At 63.1% G+C, this 16607-nt stretch carries 18 protein-coding genes; 3 read left to right on the top strand and 15 right to left on the bottom strand.

Annotated features, from left to right (window positions below; translation table 11 throughout):
• Positions 1–90: 90 nt before the first annotated feature.
• The 6 genes from ahcY to ACFSQT_RS00830 form a co-directional block, all read right to left on the bottom strand.
• Entirely contained in the window at positions 91–1491 is a 1401-nt protein-coding gene (gene ahcY, locus ACFSQT_RS00855) for an adenosylhomocysteinase (RefSeq protein ID WP_379016581.1), read from the bottom strand.
• A gap of 181 nt (positions 1492–1672) precedes the next feature.
• Positions 1673–1969, bottom strand: a complete 297-nt coding sequence (locus ACFSQT_RS00850) for an HPr family phosphocarrier protein (protein ID WP_379016580.1) — start codon at positions 1967–1969, stop codon at positions 1673–1675.
• A complete protein-coding gene (locus tag ACFSQT_RS00845; protein ID WP_056589309.1) occupies positions 1966–2367 on the bottom strand; it encodes a PTS sugar transporter subunit IIA in 402 nt (133 codons plus the stop codon). Before ACFSQT_RS00845 ends, ACFSQT_RS00850 begins: the two co-directional genes overlap by 4 nt.
• A gap of 164 nt (positions 2368–2531) precedes the next feature.
• On the bottom strand, positions 2532–2993 hold the full coding sequence (locus ACFSQT_RS00840; RefSeq protein ID WP_379016579.1) for an HPr kinase/phosphorylase: 462 nt from the start codon (positions 2991–2993) through the stop codon (positions 2532–2534).
• Positions 2994–3375: 382 nt separating this feature from the next.
• On the bottom strand, positions 3376–5160 hold the full coding sequence (locus ACFSQT_RS00835; protein WP_379016578.1) for a stimulus-sensing domain-containing protein: 1785 nt from the start codon (positions 5158–5160) through the stop codon (positions 3376–3378).
• An 85-nt stretch (positions 5161–5245) separates the two neighbouring features.
• Positions 5246–5947: a response regulator transcription factor gene (locus tag ACFSQT_RS00830; protein ID WP_010912942.1), complete on the bottom strand. Its 702-nt coding sequence runs from the start codon at positions 5945–5947 to the stop codon at positions 5246–5248.
• A gap of 343 nt (positions 5948–6290) precedes the next feature.
• Here ACFSQT_RS00830 and ACFSQT_RS00825 point away from each other — a divergent pair, with 343 nt between their 5' ends.
• Both ACFSQT_RS00825 and arfB read left to right on the top strand, forming a co-directional pair.
• Complete coding sequence (locus ACFSQT_RS00825; protein WP_379016577.1) at positions 6291–7901, top strand: phosphoenolpyruvate carboxykinase; 1611 nt, start codon at positions 6291–6293, stop codon at positions 7899–7901.
• A gap of 86 nt (positions 7902–7987) precedes the next feature.
• Positions 7988–8425, top strand: coding sequence for an alternative ribosome rescue aminoacyl-tRNA hydrolase ArfB (gene arfB, locus ACFSQT_RS00820; protein WP_379016576.1), 438 nt, complete (start codon positions 7988–7990; stop codon positions 8423–8425).
• A 120-nt stretch (positions 8426–8545) separates the two neighbouring features.
• On the opposite strand, the gene ACFSQT_RS00815 is transcribed toward arfB, so the two are convergent.
• The 3 genes from ACFSQT_RS00815 to ACFSQT_RS00805 are packed head-to-tail and all read right to left on the bottom strand — an operon-like array spanning position 8546 to position 11573.
• A complete protein-coding gene (locus tag ACFSQT_RS00815; RefSeq protein WP_379016575.1) occupies positions 8546–9793 on the bottom strand; it encodes an NAD(P)/FAD-dependent oxidoreductase in 1248 nt (415 codons plus the stop codon).
• Positions 9790–10509: a methyltransferase domain-containing protein gene (locus ACFSQT_RS00810; protein ID WP_379016573.1), complete on the bottom strand. Its 720-nt coding sequence runs from the start codon at positions 10507–10509 to the stop codon at positions 9790–9792. Before ACFSQT_RS00810 ends, ACFSQT_RS00815 begins: the two co-directional genes overlap by 4 nt.
• Positions 10506–11573 (bottom strand): type III polyketide synthase, encoded by a 1068-nt coding sequence (locus ACFSQT_RS00805; protein WP_379016572.1) that lies wholly within the window; start codon positions 11571–11573, stop codon positions 10506–10508. The genes ACFSQT_RS00810 and ACFSQT_RS00805 overlap by 4 nt, the downstream gene beginning before the upstream one ends.
• A gap of 393 nt (positions 11574–11966) precedes the next feature.
• Here ACFSQT_RS00805 and ACFSQT_RS00800 point away from each other — a divergent pair, with 393 nt between their 5' ends.
• A complete protein-coding gene (locus ACFSQT_RS00800; protein WP_379016651.1) occupies positions 11967–12608 on the top strand; it encodes an alpha-ketoglutarate-dependent dioxygenase AlkB family protein in 642 nt (213 codons plus the stop codon).
• Between the two features lie 19 nt (positions 12609–12627).
• Here ACFSQT_RS00800 and coaA read toward each other — a convergent pair whose 3' ends face one another.
• From coaA to ACFSQT_RS00770, 6 genes are read right to left on the bottom strand one after another with little or no spacing between them, the layout of a single operon-like run.
• The gene (gene coaA / locus ACFSQT_RS00795; RefSeq protein ID WP_379016571.1) at positions 12628–13587 is read right to left on the bottom strand and encodes a type I pantothenate kinase; all 960 of its coding nucleotides are present in this window, start codon (positions 13585–13587) and stop codon (positions 12628–12630) included.
• A 24-nt stretch (positions 13588–13611) separates the two neighbouring features.
• Entirely contained in the window at positions 13612–13935 is a 324-nt protein-coding gene (locus tag ACFSQT_RS00790; RefSeq protein ID WP_379016570.1) for a phosphoribosyl-ATP diphosphatase, read from the bottom strand.
• Between the two features lie 8 nt (positions 13936–13943).
• Positions 13944–14738, bottom strand: coding sequence for an imidazole glycerol phosphate synthase subunit HisF (gene hisF / locus ACFSQT_RS00785; RefSeq protein WP_379016569.1), 795 nt, complete (start codon positions 14736–14738; stop codon positions 13944–13946).
• Positions 14735–15571: an arginase family protein gene (locus tag ACFSQT_RS00780; protein WP_379016568.1), complete on the bottom strand. Its 837-nt coding sequence runs from the start codon at positions 15569–15571 to the stop codon at positions 14735–14737. Before ACFSQT_RS00780 ends, hisF begins: the two co-directional genes overlap by 4 nt.
• Positions 15568–16311, bottom strand: coding sequence for a 1-(5-phosphoribosyl)-5-[(5-phosphoribosylamino)methylideneamino]imidazole-4-carboxamide isomerase (hisA, locus tag ACFSQT_RS00775; RefSeq protein WP_379016567.1), 744 nt, complete (start codon positions 16309–16311; stop codon positions 15568–15570). Before hisA ends, ACFSQT_RS00780 begins: the two co-directional genes overlap by 4 nt.
• A gap of 4 nt (positions 16312–16315) precedes the next feature.
• Positions 16316–16606, bottom strand: coding sequence for a DUF1330 domain-containing protein (locus tag ACFSQT_RS00770; protein ID WP_379016566.1), 291 nt, complete (start codon positions 16604–16606; stop codon positions 16316–16318).
• Between the last annotated feature and the right edge of the window lies 1 nt (position 16607).

Below are 16607 nucleotides of genomic sequence, written 5' to 3'. Positions count from 1 at the left end.
ATCGCCGTGAAGGCTGGTGGCGCGCAAAAATAAAGCCGGGCGAAAAGTCAATCGCCCGGCCTCAATATCTGGTAGTAATTTCAGCTTTGGTTAATAGCGGTAGTGTTCCGGCTTGAACGGGCCCTGCGGCGTGACGCCAATATAGGCAGCCTGCTCGCCGGACAGTTCGGTCAGGCGGGCGCCGAGCTTGTCGAGATGCAGGCGCGCGACCTTTTCATCGAGATGCTTGGGCAGGACATAGACCTGGTTCTCGTACTGGCCGGGCTTGGTGTACAGCTCGATCTGGGCCAGCACCTGGTTGGTGAAGGATGCCGACATGACGAAGCTCGGGTGGCCGGTGGCGTTGCCGAGATTGAGCAGGCGGCCTTCCGACAAAAGGATCATCCGCTTGCCATCCGGGAAGGTGATCATGTCGACCTGAGGCTTGACGTTGGTCCATTTCAGGTTGCGCAGCGCGGCCACCTGGATCTCGTTGTCGAAGTGACCGATGTTGCCGACGATCACCATGTCCTTCATCAAGCGCATGTGGTCGAGGGTGACGACATCCTTGTTGCCGGTGGTGGTGATGATGATGTCGGCGGTGGGTGCCGCATCTTCCAGCGTAACCACTTCAAAACCGTCCATCGCCGCCTGCAGGGCGCAGATCGGGTCGACCTCGGTAACCTTGACGCGGGCGCCGGCGCCCTTGAGCGAGGCCGACGAGCCCTTGCCGACGTCGCCATAGCCGCAGACGACCGCGACCTTGCCGGCCATCATGGTGTCGGTGCCGCGACGGATGCCGTCGACCAGCGATTCCTTGCAGCCGTATTTGTTGTCGAACTTCGACTTGGTGACCGAGTCGTTGACGTTGATGGCGGGGAAAGGCAGCAGGCCCTTCTTCTGTAGCTGGTAAAGCCGGTTGACGCCGGTGGTCGTCTCCTCGGTGACGCCACGGATCGCCGCCTTCTGCTTGGTGAAGAAGCCTGGCGAAGCCTTCAGGCGCTTCTTGACCTGGGCGTAGAAGTATTCCTCCTCTTCGCTCTGCGGGTTGGACAGCACGTCCTCGCCGGCCTCGGCGCGGGCGCCGATCAGGATGTACATGGTGGCGTCGCCGCCATCATCGAGGATCATGTTGGAGGTGCCGCCGTCGGCCCACTGGAAGATCTTGTCGGTGTAGTCCCAGTACTGCTCGAGCGACTCGCCCTTGACGGCGAACACTGGGATACCGGCTTCGGCGATGGCCGCGGCCGCATGGTCCTGGGTCGAGAAGATGTTGCAGGAAGCCCAGCGGATGTCGGCGCCGAGCGCCTTCAGCGTCTCGATAAGCACCGCTGTCTGGATGGTCATGTGCAGCGAGCCGGTGATGCGCGCGCCCTTGAGCGGCTTCTTGTCGCCGAATTCCTCGCGGCTGGCCATCAGGCCCGGCATTTCGGTTTCGGCGATCTCGATTTCCTTGCGGCCCCAGCCGGCAAGCGAGATGTCGGCGACCACATAGTCCTTGCTACCCGTCATGGCAGTACTCCCTGCGAATTGTTGTGCTGCGAATTGGTTGCGGATGCGCCCACGCCGGTCGGCGCGTCGAAGGGCGCGAATTGCCGGCCTGACTAGCAGATCGGGGCTTGGACGACAATGGGATATAAAGAAATCTTTATCCGTGCATGTCCTTGTGGACATGTTTTGGCGATGTAGAGGATCAGCTTTCCTCGCCGAAGCGGGACGCCACCAGTTGCTCCAGCGCGTCGATGACCTGCAACGCCTCCGGCCCGCTGGCGGTGACACGGATCGAGTAGCCCGGGCTTGCCGCCAGCATCATCAGGCCCATGATCGAGGTGCCGCCGACCTTGACGCCATCCTTCTCGACATGCACCGAGGCGTCGAAGCCGCTGGCGAGCTGGACGAATTTCGCCGAGGCGCGTGCATGCAGGCCGCGCTGGTTGATGATGGGGAAGTCCCGGACGATCAGATCTCTTTCCGGGGGCAGCGCGTTCATTTGCTGCTCAAAAGCTGGCTGGCGACATTGATGTATTTGCGGCCGGCCGCCTGCGCCTCGTCAAGTGCGGCCGCCATGTTGTCGCCCTTGCGGATCGAGGAGAGCTTGATCAGCATCGGCAGGTTCATGCCGGCGATCACCTCGGTGCGGCCGGACTCCATCACCGAAATGGCAAGGTTGGAGGGTGTGCCGCCGAACATGTCGGTCAGCACGATGACGCCCGTCCCGGTGTCGACACGGGCAACAGCGTCGACAATATCGCGGCGACGCTGCTCCATATCGTCATCGGCGCCGATCGCCACGGTTTCGAAATTGTCTTGTGGCCCGACGACATGTTCCACGGCATGTCGAAACTCGGCGGCCAGTTGACCGTGCGTTACAAGCACGAGTCCGATCATTCTTTGGTGGCTCCCGTCATCGCCGCTTCACAGGCGCATTTTATGCTCGCCAGCCATTCCAGGCGGCGGGAGCGCTATCTTGTCGACGCGCGGCCCGTTGACAAGCCCAAAATTGCGCCGGCCCATGCCATTTTGACGCATTGCAGCAAAAAATCCGAAGCGGATCATAGAAAAGGCGCGATCGACAGCCGCGCCATCACGGCCGGCAAGGCCGTGGCGGCGTTACGCTCGGCAAGGTCGATACGCGGCACCGGGCAGCCTGCGACCGGCTCGCTGATTTCCTCCTGGAAACGGGCCATCTCTGCCTTTGGCACCAGCCTCACATGCAGGTCGATCACTCCGCCCGGCTCGAACGGCAGCGGCCGCGGCATGAACCCAGGGACTTCGGCGAGACCGGCGATGGGCGCCGGCACGCGACAGACCAGCCGCCCGGCGCGGGCCGCGGCAAGCAGCCTGTCGTCGCCGATCAGCCGCGAGAACAGCCCGCGCGCCCGGCAATGGTCCACCAGTGTCAGCGCCAGTGTCGTCTTGCCGGCGCCTGACGGCCCGGTGATAAGGACGCCGCGCTCGCCGATCAGGATCGCGGTTCCGTGAATGTTTTCAGGCTGCGCAACTGGATCAGGCACGATCTTGCCCGATCATGTTTTCGGATGAAGCACTTTTCGGGATCATGCCTTTTGCATGAAGCATGATCTGCCCGAAACCCGGTTCCCACTTTTCGGGATCATGCCTTTTGCATGAAGCATGATCTGTCCGAAAACCGGTTCCCACTTTTCGGGATCATGCCTTTTGCATGAAGCATGATCCTGTCCGAAAACCGGTTCCCACTTTTCGGGATCATGCCTTTTGCATGAAGCATGATCCTGTCCGAAAACCGGTTCCCACTTTTCGGGATCATGCCTTTTGCATGAAGCATGATCCTGTCCGAAAACCGGTTCCCACTTTTCGGGATCATGCCTTTTGCATGAAGCATGATCCTGTCCGAAAACCGGTTCCCACTTTTCGGGATCATGCTTCGGCCGGCAGCGTCACGACGAAACGCGCGCCCTTGATCTCGCCGGGTTTGGTGCCGGGGATGTTTTCGGCGGTCAAGGTGCCGCCATGGGCCTCGACGATCTGCCTGGATATCGACAGGCCGAGGCCCGAATTCTGGCCGAATGCCTCGCCGGCAGGCCGGTCGGTGTAGAAGCGTTCGAAGATGCGGTCGATGTTGTCGGCGCGAATGCCGGGACCATTGTCGTCGACGGTGACGATGTTGAACTTGCCGACGCGCGCCAGCGACAGGCTAATATGGCCATGGTCCTCGGGGACGAAGGAGCGGGCGTTCTCGATCAGGTTGGTGATGACCTGGCCGATGCGCAGGTCATGGCCGACGACCATATAGCCTTTGACGCCCTGCGGCAGCTTGGCGACCTTGAACTCGATCTCGACCGCCTTCTTGTTGCGCGTGGCTTCACGCGAAACGGCAACGAGATCGGTGATGAATTTCTTCAGGTCGACCGTCCCGGCATCTTCACGCGCCAGCTCGGCATCAAGGCGTGAGGCGTCGGAAATATCGGTGATGAGCCGGTCCAGCCGCCTGACATCGTGCTGGATGATATCCATCAGCCGGCTGCGCGAATTGTCGTTCTTGGCCAGCGGCAAGGTCTCCACCGCGCTGCGCAACGACGTCAGCGGGTTCTTCAATTCGTGCGAGACGTCAGCCGCAAAGCTTTCGATCGCCTCGATGCGGGCATAGAGCGCATTGGTCATGTCACGTATGGCGATCGACAGATTGCCGATCTCGTCCTGGCGGTCGGAAAAGTCGGGGATTTCCTCGCGGCTCTTGACGCCGCGCCGCACCCGCACCGCCGCCGCCGACAGCCGGCGCAGCGGATTGGCGATGGTGGAGGCGAGCAGCATCGACAGGATGGCGGTGACAAGGGCCGCGATGCCGAAGACGCGCAGGATCGCCTTGCGCTCGGCGGCGACGATCTTGTCGATGTCGCCACCCTCGGTCGACAGCATCAGCACGCCGAGGACGGCGCGGAAACGCTGGATCGGCACCGCCACCGAAACGATCTGCTCGCCCTGTTCCGAGATGCGCACGATGGTCGACGGGCTGCCGGTGAGCGCCTTGACCACCTCCGGGAAAGCGGCGCCGTTGCCGCCCGGCTGCTCGTGATAGACCGGCAGCTCGGTGTTGCGGAAGAAATCGAAGACGAATTTCTGGATGCGCTCGACCAGATCAGGCTCTTCCTCGTCGACCGGCGGCAGGTCGTAGCGCAGGATCTGGCCGCGCGAATAAAGATGGCGCGAATCGAGCAGCAGATTGGCGTCGCGGTCATAGATGCGGGCGCGCGTCCGGGTCGGCGAGATCAGCCTTCTCAGCACCGGCGCGACGCGCTCCGGATTGATCGGGAAGTCGAGATTGTCGAGCTGATCCGAGCCCGGCCCGAGGCTTTCGCCGGCCTGCAGCTCAAGCAGCTTTTCCGGGTCGATGCTGATTGAATCCGTCTCGACCGTCGCCGACGCGGCGATCGCGCCGGCGATGATCTCGCCCTGGGTCATCAGGCTTTCGACGCGGGCGTCGATCAGCCCGTCGCGGAAGGTGTTGAGATAGAGGATGCCGGTGACCAGGACAGCCAGCCCGGCGAGGTTGAGGAAGAGAATGCGCCGCGTCAGGCTGGAAAAGATATGATGGCCGAGGAAGCGGCGCATCGGCACCGTGATTTTCGACACGAATGACGGCATGATGCGCGACGGCCGCCTGGCAGCGCCCGCCGGTCTTGTTCGCTGTGTTTCCACTGCCATCGAATAGCAGTTCCCTGCCTAGTCTTTGGTTTGATGCATGTCGTTGTCCCAAAACCGGGACCACTTTTGGGCGACATGCATCGACTTACGCTTCGCGGAACCGGTATCCGACTCCGTAAAGGGTTTCGATCATCTCGAAGTCGTCGTCGACGGCCTTGAACTTCTTGCGCAGCCGCTTGATGTGGCTGTCGATGGTCCGGTCGTCGACATAGACCTGTTCATCATAGGCCGAATCCATCAGCGCATCACGGCTTTTTACGACACCGGGACGCTGCGCCAGCGAATGCAGGATCAGGAATTCGGTGACGGTCAGCGTCACCGGCTCGCCCTTCCAGGTGCAGGTGTGGCGCTCCTGGTCCATGACGAGCTGGCCGCGCTCGAGCGAGCGGGCCTGCTGGCTGGGCGCCTTGGCCGCGGCCTCGCGGGCACTGGCGCGGCGCAGCACGGCGCGCACCCGTTCGACCAGCAGACGCTGCGAGAACGGTTTGCGGATGAAGTCGTCGGCGCCCATCTTGAGGCCGAACAATTCGTCGATCTCGTCATCCTTGGAGGTCAGGAAGATCACCGGAAGGTCGGACTTCTGGCGCATGCGGCGCAGCAGTTCCATGCCGTCCATGCGCGGCATCTTGATGTCGAGGATGGCAAGATTCGGCGGGCGGGCCGCCAGTCCTTCCAGCGCGGACGCACCATCCGTGTAGGTCTCGACGCGATAACCCTCGGATTCAAGGGCGATCGACACCGACGTCAGAATGTTGCGGTCGTCATCGACAAGCGCGATTGTTGCCATTTCAAGCGGCTCCCTCATGAGCTGTCCCTTCTTTCGTAGAGAAGGGGCTTTTGCAGGACAAATTAGGTACAAAATGTGGCATAGGCCTTGTCCGCTGTCACGCGCGGCATGCCGGCGGCCACAATCCCACCTCGATATGGATTGGACGAACGAACACCGCCAATCCTTTGGGCAACCGTGAAACTTTTTGCACATATAAACGATTTAAACAACTTTCAAAATATTTAAATCGATTAATGATTTGATATCATTCGGCTTTTCTGGTTCTGACCATCTCAGCCTACGTCGTGGGCATGCCGGAAACGTGCCGGCAACGATGCGGAAAATCGAAGAGGGACACTTGATGTCGGAAGTCGGCAAACGCAATTCTGCCTGCGCGATCGATCATATCGGCCTGAAAACCACCGGCGTGGTGCGCTATAATTTCGGCGCGGCCGCCCTTTACGAGGAATCGATCAGGCGCGGCGAAGCCCGGCTTACCGCGCATGGCGCGCTGGTCGCCGAGACAGGCCAGCACACCGGCCGCTCGCCGAAGGACAAATTTGTCGTCCGCGACAGCGCCACCGAACCGCATGTCTGGTGGGACAACAACAAGGCGATCTCGCAGGCCCAGTTCGATACGCTGCTCGCCGATTTCCGCGCCCATGCCGCGGACAAGGACCTTTACGTGCAGGATCTGGTCGGCGGCGCCGATGAGGAGCTGAAACTGCCCACCAGGGTGATCACCGAGTTTGCCTGGCACTCGCTGTTCATCCGCAATCTGCTCATCCGCCCGGATGCCGCCGAGCTCGGGCAGTTCGTGCCCGAGATGACGATCATCGACCTGCCGTCCTTCCGCGCCGATCCCGCCCGCCACGGCAGCCGCACCGAAACGGTGATCGCCGTCGACCTGACGCGCAAGATCGTGCTGATCGGCGGCACTTCCTATGCCGGCGAGATGAAGAAGTCGGTGTTCACCATGCTCAACTATCTGTTGCCGGCGAAGGGCGTGATGCCGATGCATTGCTCGGCCAATGAAGGGCCGGACGGAGACGCCGCCGTCTTCTTCGGCCTTTCTGGCACCGGCAAGACGACGCTGTCGGCCGATCCCTCGCGCACGCTGATCGGCGACGACGAGCATGGCTGGGGACCGCACGGCATCTTCAATTTCGAAGGCGGCTGCTACGCCAAGACGATCAAGCTGTCGGCGGAAGCCGAGCCGGAAATCTTCGCCACCACGCAGCGCTTCGGCACGGTGCTGGAGAATGTCGTGCTGGACGCGAACCGCGTGCCGGATTTCAACGACGCAAGGCTGACCGAAAACACGCGCTGCGCCTACCCGCTCGACTTCATCCCCAACGCCAGCAAGACGGGACGCGCCAATCATCCGAACAACATCATCATGCTGACCGCCGATGCCTTTGGCGTGATGCCGCCGATCGCCCGGCTGACCCCGGCGCAGGCGATGTATCATTTCCTGTCCGGCTACACCGCCAAGGTGGCCGGAACCGAAAAGGGCGTGACCGAGCCCGAAGCGACGTTTTCGACCTGTTTCGGCGCACCGTTCATGCCGCGCCATCCGTCGGAGTACGGCAATTTGCTGCGCGAGCTGATTGCCCGCCATGACGCCGATTGCTGGCTGGTCAACACCGGCTGGACCGGCGGCGCCTTTGGCACCGGCAAGCGGATGCCGATCAAGGCAACGCGGGCGCTGCTTGCCGCCGCACTCGACGGCTCGCTGAAGGCAACCGAGTTCCGCACCGACCCGCATTTCGGTTTCGAGGTGCCGGTGGCAGTTCGCGGCGTCGACAGCGCCATTCTCGATCCGCGATCGACCTGGGGCGACAAGGCCGGTTATGACCGGCAGGCGGCAAGGCTGGTCGGCATGTTCGCCGTCAACTTCGAGAAATTCGAAAGCCATGTCGACGCCGTGGTGCTGGGTGCCGCCCCCCGCATGCAGGAAGCGGCCGAGTAATCGCGACATCCCGCGCGACCTATCCTTGAAAGGCCCGGTCTCGATCGGGCCTTTTCTTTTTCGGCCCGCCGCGCCATGACTGCGGCATGCCTACCGACGACAACATCATCATTGCCGACGATGCCGTGATCTATCCGGGCGACCTGCACGAGGACTTCATCCGCTCGTCGGGGCCTGGCGGCCAGAACGTCAACAAGGTGGCGACGGCGGTGCAACTGCGCTTCGACGCGCAAAATGCGACGGGCCTGTCGGAGCGCGTGCGCATCCGGACGATCAAGCTTGCCGGCCAACGCGCCACCAAGGACGGTGTCATCGTCATCGAGGCAGGCCGCTTTCGCACCCAGGAACAGAACCGGGCCGACGCACGGGCAAGGCTTACGGCACTGGTCGCCAAGGCCGCCGAACCGCCACCGCCACCCCGCAAGAAGACGCGGCCGTCGAAAGGCGCGGTGGAGCGGCGGCTGAAGAGCAAGGCCGGACGCGGCACGATCAAGAAACTGCGCGGCCGGGTGGAAAGCGATTAAGCACCACGATGGCGCGTCCCCGTCCGATTGCATGGCATTCATGACAGATGGCTTGGCGGTGGAGACGATGAACGCCTCCGTGCCGGCCTGGTGCAGATGGCCAAACGTCGGCAGCACCGGTCAAACAAGACCGGGGATCGGCCTCGTCTTGCCGCTCATATGGGCACCCAGCGTCAGTGCTTGTGGGAAATGCCGAACAGCCGCTGCCATCAAGGCGGGGCCGGCGGGGCCGAGGGCCATCCGCGCGAGGACCGCAGCCGCGTGAACCCGCGTCGAAAACAAGTCTCTCCAGGCCGCTTGATAGCGTCTGCCGGCCACTTCACGCCCGGCTCGGCCGCTTGACGCGCGCACGAGTTCCTCGGCCAGCAGCCAGCCGGACTGAAGCGCCATCGAGATGCCTTCGGCGATGATCGGATGAGATTCCCCGGCGGCATTGCCGACGCGGAAGATATCTCTTTCATAGCAGATGCGGATGCCAGGCCGGATCGGACCGGCTGCAAGCCACGGACCGTCGAGGCAGGCTCCATCCAGTGCATCGCTCACGCCCCGGCAAGAAGCCGTGAGATGACGAAAGACCGCGTCAGCGGCCGACCCATGGCCCTCCTGTCTGGCTTCAGGTCCGGAACCATGGCTCCTGCGCAGCCGCGCGAGCATGTCGCGCCTTATGCAGCACGAGATCGACAGCCGGCCATGATCGGTCGAAACCATGCCGCCATAGCCGCCGGGAAACACCAGCAGAGGCATCAGATCGGGCGCGAGCGCGGCACTGGTGAAATGCGCCTTGAAGCCGAGCAGGTCCGACGGGCGGCTGGTCTTTTCAACCTGGCTTGGCAGCGCTCCCGGCTCCCAGGAACCGTGCGCGGCGATAATCGCCGGCGCGCGCAAGGTCGTCGTCGCATCGGCGGATTTGTCGTCCCTCGCTTGAATGTGCACCCTGTGCATGTCTCCATCCCGCTCGATAGCGACCGCCCGCCAAGGCTGGAAAATTTCGGCGCCCTCCGATCGCGCCGCCTGCAAGAGCAGCGTGTCGAGAAGGTCACGGCCCAGTGCCCGGCCGAAGCCGTCATTTGCGGGAGGCCCATATTTTGCGGCCGGCATCGGCGCCTCGACGCAGGTCTCGCCGGAAAAGAAGCCGATGCGGCGGATTTCGGGGCCGGCATTTGCGCGCCACGCGTCGCCGATCCCCAGGCGGTCGAGCAGCCCGATGTTGCTCGCCGAGACGTATTCACCACAGACCTTGCGGCGCGGGAATGCACTCTTTTCCACAATCGCCACCGCCCATCCGCGCCGGGCCAGCGTCAGCGCGGCGGAGGAACCTGCCGGGCCGGCGCCTATGACGACCGCATCGTAGGTCGACAATCGCGTCATGGGTTACCACCGGCTTTGGTGCTGGCGCCGACGAAGATGTGGGAAAAGAGACCGGCACGCCGCTCCTCGAGCGGCTTGCCGTTCGCCGCAAGCCAGAGAGCGGAAAGCTCGCTGCCGCGAAAGCCTGCGCGCACGCTCTGGGCTGCGTCATGTCGAGTAACGTCGTTGGCGCCGAGCACTGGCAGAAGTCGGGTCGCGGCTAGCGCCGGCATCGCCCTCAGCGGTTCGGTCGCCAGGAGCAACGGGGCTTTGGGCATCAGCAACGAAAACAGATGCACCAGTTGGGCGTCATGGAAATGATGCAGGAACAGATTGACGGTGATTGCGTCGAAGTGCTTACCGTCGGGCCTTTCCGCCCAATCGAAGACATCACAGGTGATGGTCTCGATCTTCCATCCGAGCCTACCGAAATCGGCGGCAAGCGCAGCCGTGACGAGGCCGGTGCGATCGAGGAGCGTCAGCTCGACCGCAGGCCGGTGCCTGGCGATGCGCCGCGCCACCGCGAGCATGAATGTGCCGTCGCCAGCGCCAATCTCCAGAATGCGGCGCTGTGGCGTTGGCACAAATTTCCGCAGCAATGACGCCATGATCGGCGCCTGAAACATCAACGCATTGATACGACGAAGGTCACGGCGCGAGGCGCGCGCCCGCGGATCGTCGGCCGCAAGCCCGTCAAGGATTTCCGGGACGAGGCTGCGATGGCTGAGCGTGTTCATGACACGGTTCGAAAAAGCATGGTTTCGGCCGTCAATCCGGGTCCGAACGACATGCCGCAGCCAAGCAGCCCGGGCGGCGCCCGCAGCATCTCTTCCATCACGAACATGATCGTCGCCGACGACATGTTGCCGTATCGCCGCAGCACCTCGCGCGACGCCGCGAGTGCGGCGGGCGCGAGGTTCAGCGCTCTTTCGACGGCGTCGAGTACTGAACGTCCACCGGGGTGCACGGCCCAGAGATCGATCGCTTCGGTTGGGCGGTCGCCGAGGATGGCGCCCTGCTTGCTTCGCAAAGTTTCATGAATCGCTGCCGGCACCTGGCCGGAGAGAACCATGTCGAAGCCGTGGTCGCGAATGTCCCACCGCATCAGGTCCCGCCGCTCGTCGACGACGGTGCAATGAAAGCTGTCGAGTTCGATGCCGGACGGCTCGGCGGTGACAAGTGCGGCCGCGCAGCCGTCGCCCCAGAGGCAGAAGGACAGCAGCTCTTCCAGTTCGGGGGTTTCCTTGAGATGCAAGGTGCAGATCTCGATATTGACCAGCAGGACCCTGGCTTGCGGATCTGACCTGACGATGTGACGGGCAAGCTTGAGGGCGTTGACCGCAGCGTAGCAGCCCATGAACCCGATCATGGTGCGCTCGACCCTGTCCGACAGGCCACAACGCCGAACCAGGTCCAAGTCGATACCTGGGGCGGAAAACCCCGTGCAGGTGGTCACGATGAGATGGGTGATGCGTGACGCTTGGTCGCCAAGCTGCAATCCGTCGACGGCTTTTTGCGCCAGTATGGGGGCGGCTTTGCGAAACAGCGCCATTCTCGCGGCCGTTCCGGGAAACGCGCCGCGGATGAAGTCTCCCTGAAGATCGACGGATTGCCCCGTGGGGTCCAGGGCAGGTGCAAAGCATGAATAGCGGCTGTCGATACCGGCAAGGCCGGCCATGCGTTCGAATATCCTTTGGCGATTGGCAGCGAGCATGGAAGCCGCGAACCGCAGATAGAATTGATGAACCTCATGTTCCGGGACCGCTGTCGCGATCCGGTTGATATAGGCGTTAGCGGGCATTCCGTTCTCCCTGGGCGCCCTGCGCTGCGTGGCGCCAGCTGCCGGAGGGCCTTTGTTTCAATTGGCACCAGTGTAGGGCGCCTGGTTTGGGCGTTGCCTGTTCGATAAACGTTTGAGAAACCAATTTCGTCCCTGACGGGGCGGCCGCCTGCCGGCCCGGCTTGATCTTGCCGTAGCTCAGGCCTCCTGCCGGCGGGTGGCGCGGCTCATCGCAAGGGGCGAAAGAGCAGACTCGATATCACCGCCATGTCGTCCCTTTCGTATGCCCCAGGCCCAGACCTCGCCTGATCGGGGCGTTTGCCAATTTGACAGGAGCGGTGGCTTTCGGGTCGCCGTTTTCATTTGGCAGTGGCATGCTTGGCTTCCGACGAAACGGATCAAGCGACCGACCTCATGCTCGTCCTGCCCAAAGGCATACGCCACATGCCGGCCTACCTGTCACGCACCGTGCAGGAAGCGTTGGTCGAGGAAGTGAGAAGCATCGTGCAGCAGGCGCCGCTGTTCGTGCCGGCCATGCCGCGCACCGGCAAGGAGATGAGCGTGCGCATGACCAATTGCGGCCCGCTCGGCTGGGTCACCGACAAGGAAGGTGGCTACCGCTACCAGCCGACGCACCCGGTGACCGGATTGCCATGGCCACCAATTCCGGACGGGCTGCTCGAACTATGGCGGCAGGTGTCGGGCTATCGGCACCCGCCGGAAGCCTGCCTGGTCAATTTCTATACCCCGGATGCAAAAATGGGCCTCCACCAGGACCGCGACGAGGCTGATTTTTCGGCGCCGGTGGTTTCCATCTCACTGGGCGACGATTGCCTGTTCAGGGTCGGCCAAACGACGCGCGAGGGCGGCACGAAGTCGTTCAGGCTGAAAAGCGGCGACGTGGTGGTGCTCGGCGGCGAGGGGCGTCTCAGCTTTCACGGCGTCGACCGCATCTATCCCTCGACCTCGGCGGTGCTGAAAAATGGCGGCCGGATCAATCTGACGCTGAGGCGGGTGACGCGCCCGGCGAACGAAGTCTCCGGAGATGGGCGATAGGCATGCCTGGTCGCCGTCGTCAGAGTTTCCTGAGCGCCACTTCCTCGATCAGGTGATCGGCGCCCTTGCGCAGGATGAGGTCGGCGCGGGCCCGCGTCGGCAGGATGTTCTCGCGCAAATTCTTCAGATTGATGTTGGTCCACAAGCCTTCGGCGATGGCGCGGGCAGAATCTTCCGAAAGCTGCGAATAGCGGTGAAAGAAGGAGTCCGGATTGCGGAAGGCGGTCTCGCGCAGCCGCATGAAACGGGCGGTGTACCACTGGTGGATCAGCTTCTCGTCGGCATCGATATAGATGGCGAAGTCGAAGAAGTCCGACAGGAAGGGCACGATCTTGCCGTCTTGCGGCAGCTTGCCCGGCTGCAGGACATTGATGCCTTCGAAGATCAGGATGTCCGGACGGTCGATGGTGACGAACTCGCCGGGAATGACGTCATAGGTCAGGTGCGAATAGACCGGCGCACGGACATTGCGCTGCGCCGACTTGATGCTCGACAGGAAGCGCAGCAGCGCGCCGACATCGTAGCTGTCGGGAAAGCCCTTGCGTTCCATCAAATTGTCGCGGCGCAGGATCTCGTTGGGCAGCAGGAAACCGTCGGTGGTGATGAGATCGACCTTGGGGCTCGAGGGCCAGCGCGCCAGCAGTTCCTTCAACACGCGGGCGGTGGTCGATTTGCCGACCGCGACGGAGCCGGCAATGCCGATGATGAAAGGCGTCTTTTCCACGTCCACCGCGTTGAAGAAGGCCTGGCGTTGCCTGAACAGCAATTGGCTGGCCTCGACATGCGCCGACAAAAGCCGCGACAGCGACAGATAGATGCGCTTGACCTCTTCGAGGTCGACCGGGTCGTTGAGCGAGCGCAGGCGGCGGAATTCATCCTCGCTCAGCGTCAGCGGCGTGTCGGCGCGGAATTGCGACCATTGCTCGGCGGAGAAGAAACGAAAGGGGGAATATTTCTCGGTCGGCGCGAGCTGATCCATCGAGATACCTGCCCTCCCTCGCGCTCAGCCCTTGGGCCGTGACGCCTTCTCGGCAATGCCCGAACGCCCGGTGCGGCCTTCGAGCTCCCTAAGCACGTCGCTCAGCGGAACCCCTGAGATGCCGAGAACGACAAGCCAATGATATATAAGATCGGCACTTTCCGAAACGAGGGCCTGTTTGTCGCCCTTGACGGCGGCAATCACCGTCTCGATCGCCTCTTCACCGAGCTTTTGCGCCGCCTTGTCGATGCCGCGCGCAAACAGCTTCGCCGTCCACGATTCCGCGTCGCCGGAATGGGCGCGTTCCCTGATGATTTTTTCCAGATCTGACAGCGAAAACTCAGCCATTGCGCCGTTTAGGTCCGATTATTCACGGAGTCCAGCCGCATCGGCAGCCCGGCCCGGGCCATATGCGCCTTGGCCTGCCCTATCGTGTAGGTGCCGAAATGGAAGATGGAGGCAGCCAGCACCGCGCCGGCATGGCCGTCGCGGATGCCTTCGACCATATGATCGAGCGTGCCGACGCCGCCGGAAGCGATGACTGGCGCGCGCACCGCGTCTGATATCGCGCGGGTGAGCGCGATGTCGTAGCCGGCCTTGGTGCCGTCTCGGTCCATCGAGGTCAACAGGATCTCGCCGGCGCCGCGATCGACCATCTGGCGCGCGAATTCGACCGCGTCGATGCCGGTCTTCTCGCGCCCGCCATGGGTGAAGATCTCCCAGCGGTCGGCTTCGCCGGCGCCGGACACTTTCTTGGCATCGATGGCGACGACGATGCACTGGTTGCCGAACTTATCGGCCGCCTCGGCGACGAAATCCGGGTTCTTCACCGCCGCCGTGTTGATCGACACCTTGTCGGCACCAGCCAGCAGCAGCTTCCTGATGTCGGCGACCTGGCGCACGCCGCCGCCGACCGTCAGCGGCATGAAGCATTGTTCGGCGGTGCGGGCGACGACGTCGAAGATGGTCTCGCGATTGTCCGATGAAGCGGTGATATCGAGGAAGCAGAGTTCGTCGGCGCCGGCTGCGTCATAGGCCTTGGCCGCCTCGACCGGATCGCCGGCGTCGATGAGATCGACGAAGTTGACGCCCTTGACGACCCGGCCGTTCTTGACGTCGAGGCAGGGGATGACACGGGCTTTCAGCATCACCTTCCCTCTATCGTGGCGATGAGATCGTTGAGCAGTTCGCCGACCAGCGGCGGGACGTCGCCCTGCGCGTCGAAGGCCGGATCGTAGGCGGAAACGGTGATGCCGACGACCGGCACCGCAAGCGCCATGGCGCAAGCCGCGCCGCGCAATTGTTCCGGGCTCGGCCCGCCCTGGCTGACGTAGCGGTTCGCCTGCAGGTCTTCCGGATCGTGCACGTCCAGATCAAGATGCATGTGGACGCGTTTGGCGCCGGCGGCCTTAAGCCTTTCGGTCGCCTGGGCCACCCCGGGACATTCCGTTCGAACGATGGGCAATGTCTTGAGAAGCTGTTTTTCCGCCGGATCGAGATCGCGCGCGTTGACGAGCACGCAGCGCGACGGATCGATCGGCTGGAAGCCGGAAATGGCGGCCGCCATCGGCCGCCAGCAAAGGCCAAGCACGGTCGCCAGCGCCATGCCGTCGAGAAAGCCATATATCGATGTCTCGGGCGTGTTGAGGTCGCCATGCTGGTCGGCCCAGATGATCGCATCGGCACCCTCGCCGGCGACCGCACCGGCGCTGGTCAGGCAATTTCCGGCCAGCACGATGGGAAAGCGACCGCTGTCGCGGGCAAGGCGAACCTCGGCCGCGACCGCGTTGCAGACGGCAAAGCCAGTGGCGATCTCGCGCTCCTGGGCCTCTCCGACCCTGCCGATGTCCTCGACCGCGACGTCGTGACCGGCCATGGTCAGGGCTTCGACGAGCCCGCCCGATATCAGCGCGTCCGGGCCCTGGCCCATGCCGCCGTGGTAGTGACCGCTGTCGTATGAGGCCAGGATGATGGAGACTTTCACGGCCGCGTCTCCGGCCTGCCTTGCAGGATCGCCAGCGCCTCGGCCGGATCGATGCGGCCGTCATAGAGCGCCCGGCCTGAGATCGCGCCCTCAAGCTTTTGTGCATCGGGCATGGTCATGCGCACGATGTCGGCGATCGAGGCGAGGCCGCCGGACGCGATGACGGGGATCGACACGGCGTCGGCGAGGTCGATGGTGGCATCCCAGTTGATGCCGGTCAGCACGCCGTCGCGGTCGATGTCGGTGTAAATGATGGCGGCGACGCCGGCGCCCTCGAATTTCTTCGCCAGTTCGATGACACCGAGGCTCGACGCCTCGGCCCAGCCCTCGACGGCCACCTTGCCGCCCTTGGCATCGATGCCGACGGCCACCTTGCCCGGGAACGCCTTGCAGGCCTGCTTGACCAGATCGGGGTCGCGCACAGCCACCGTGCCGAGAATGACTCGGGCCAGCCCGCGATCGAGCCAATCCTCGATCTGCTCCAGCGAGCGGATACCGCCGCCGAGCTGGACCGGGTTCTTCGTCGCCTTCAGGATGGCTCCGACCGCCGCGCTGTTGACGCTCTGGCCCTGGAAGGCGCCATTGAGGTCGACGACATGCAGCCATTCGAAGCCCTGTTGCTCAAAGGCTTTTGCCTGGGCGGCCGGGTCGTCGTTGTAGATGGTCGCGGTCGCCATGTCGCCCTGCTTCAGGCGCACGCATTGGCCGTCCTTGAGATCGATGGCGGGAAAAAGGATCATCCGTTCAAGCGCCTTCAACAATGACGAAATGGCCGGTCGAGGCGGCAAGCCGGAACTTCGAGGCGTGCTGATATTCCGGCGAATGATAGCATTCGACCGCCTGGTCGTAGGATTCGAACTCGACCAGTACATGACGATTGCCGGTCGGTCCTTCCGGATTCTCGTAGCGACCGGCCCGCACGGGGAATTTCGCGCCGTATTTCGTGAAGGCAACGGCATTCGCCTCGATGTACTGCTTGTACATTTCGGGATCGCGGACATCGATCATCGCCATCCAGTAGCCCTTCTTGTTCATG

Origin of the sequence: Mesorhizobium calcicola, assembly GCF_042682105.1 — a bacterium.
Taxonomy (GTDB): Bacteria; Pseudomonadota; Alphaproteobacteria; order Rhizobiales; family Rhizobiaceae; genus Mesorhizobium; species Mesorhizobium calcicola.
The sequence above is the reverse complement of the archived record's forward strand: the minus strand, read 5'-3'. Positions and strand labels throughout refer to the sequence as shown.

Bases quoted from the DNA above. Each gene is read 5' to 3' on its own strand.
- ACFSQT_RS00810 (WP_379016573.1), bottom strand. From the start codon at position 10,509: ATGAACACGCTCAGCCATCGCAGCCTCGTCCCGGAAATCCTTGACGGG.
- coaA (WP_379016571.1), bottom strand. From the start codon at position 13,587: ATGGATCAGCTCGCGCCGACCGAGAAATATTCCCCCTTTCGTTTCTTC.
- ACFSQT_RS00770 (WP_379016566.1), bottom strand. From the start codon at position 16,606: ATGAACAAGAAGGGCTACTGGATGGCGATGATCGATGTCCGCGATCCC.
- ACFSQT_RS00815 (WP_379016575.1), bottom strand. From the start codon at position 9,793: ATGACGCGATTGTCGACCTACGATGCGGTCGTCATAGGCGCCGGCCCG.
- hisA (WP_379016567.1), bottom strand. From the start codon at position 16,311: ATGATCCTTTTTCCCGCCATCGATCTCAAGGACGGCCAATGCGTGCGC.
- ahcY (WP_379016581.1), bottom strand. From the start codon at position 1,491: ATGACGGGTAGCAAGGACTATGTGGTCGCCGACATCTCGCTTGCCGGC.
- ACFSQT_RS00845 (WP_056589309.1), bottom strand. From the start codon at position 2,367: ATGATCGGACTCGTGCTTGTAACGCACGGTCAACTGGCCGCCGAGTTT.
- ACFSQT_RS00790 (WP_379016570.1), bottom strand. From the start codon at position 13,935: ATGGCTGAGTTTTCGCTGTCAGATCTGGAAAAAATCATCAGGGAACGC.
- arfB (WP_379016576.1), top strand. From the start codon at position 7,988: ATGCCTACCGACGACAACATCATCATTGCCGACGATGCCGTGATCTAT.
- ACFSQT_RS00805 (WP_379016572.1), bottom strand. From the start codon at position 11,573: ATGCCCGCTAACGCCTATATCAACCGGATCGCGACAGCGGTCCCGGAA.
- ACFSQT_RS00835 (WP_379016578.1), bottom strand. From the start codon at position 5,160: ATGGCAGTGGAAACACAGCGAACAAGACCGGCGGGCGCTGCCAGGCGG.
- ACFSQT_RS00825 (WP_379016577.1), top strand. From the start codon at position 6,291: ATGTCGGAAGTCGGCAAACGCAATTCTGCCTGCGCGATCGATCATATC.
- ACFSQT_RS00850 (WP_379016580.1), bottom strand. From the start codon at position 1,969: ATGAACGCGCTGCCCCCGGAAAGAGATCTGATCGTCCGGGACTTCCCC.
- ACFSQT_RS00830 (WP_010912942.1), bottom strand. From the start codon at position 5,947: ATGGCAACAATCGCGCTTGTCGATGACGACCGCAACATTCTGACGTCG.
- ACFSQT_RS00800 (WP_379016651.1), top strand. From the start codon at position 11,967: ATGCTCGTCCTGCCCAAAGGCATACGCCACATGCCGGCCTACCTGTCA.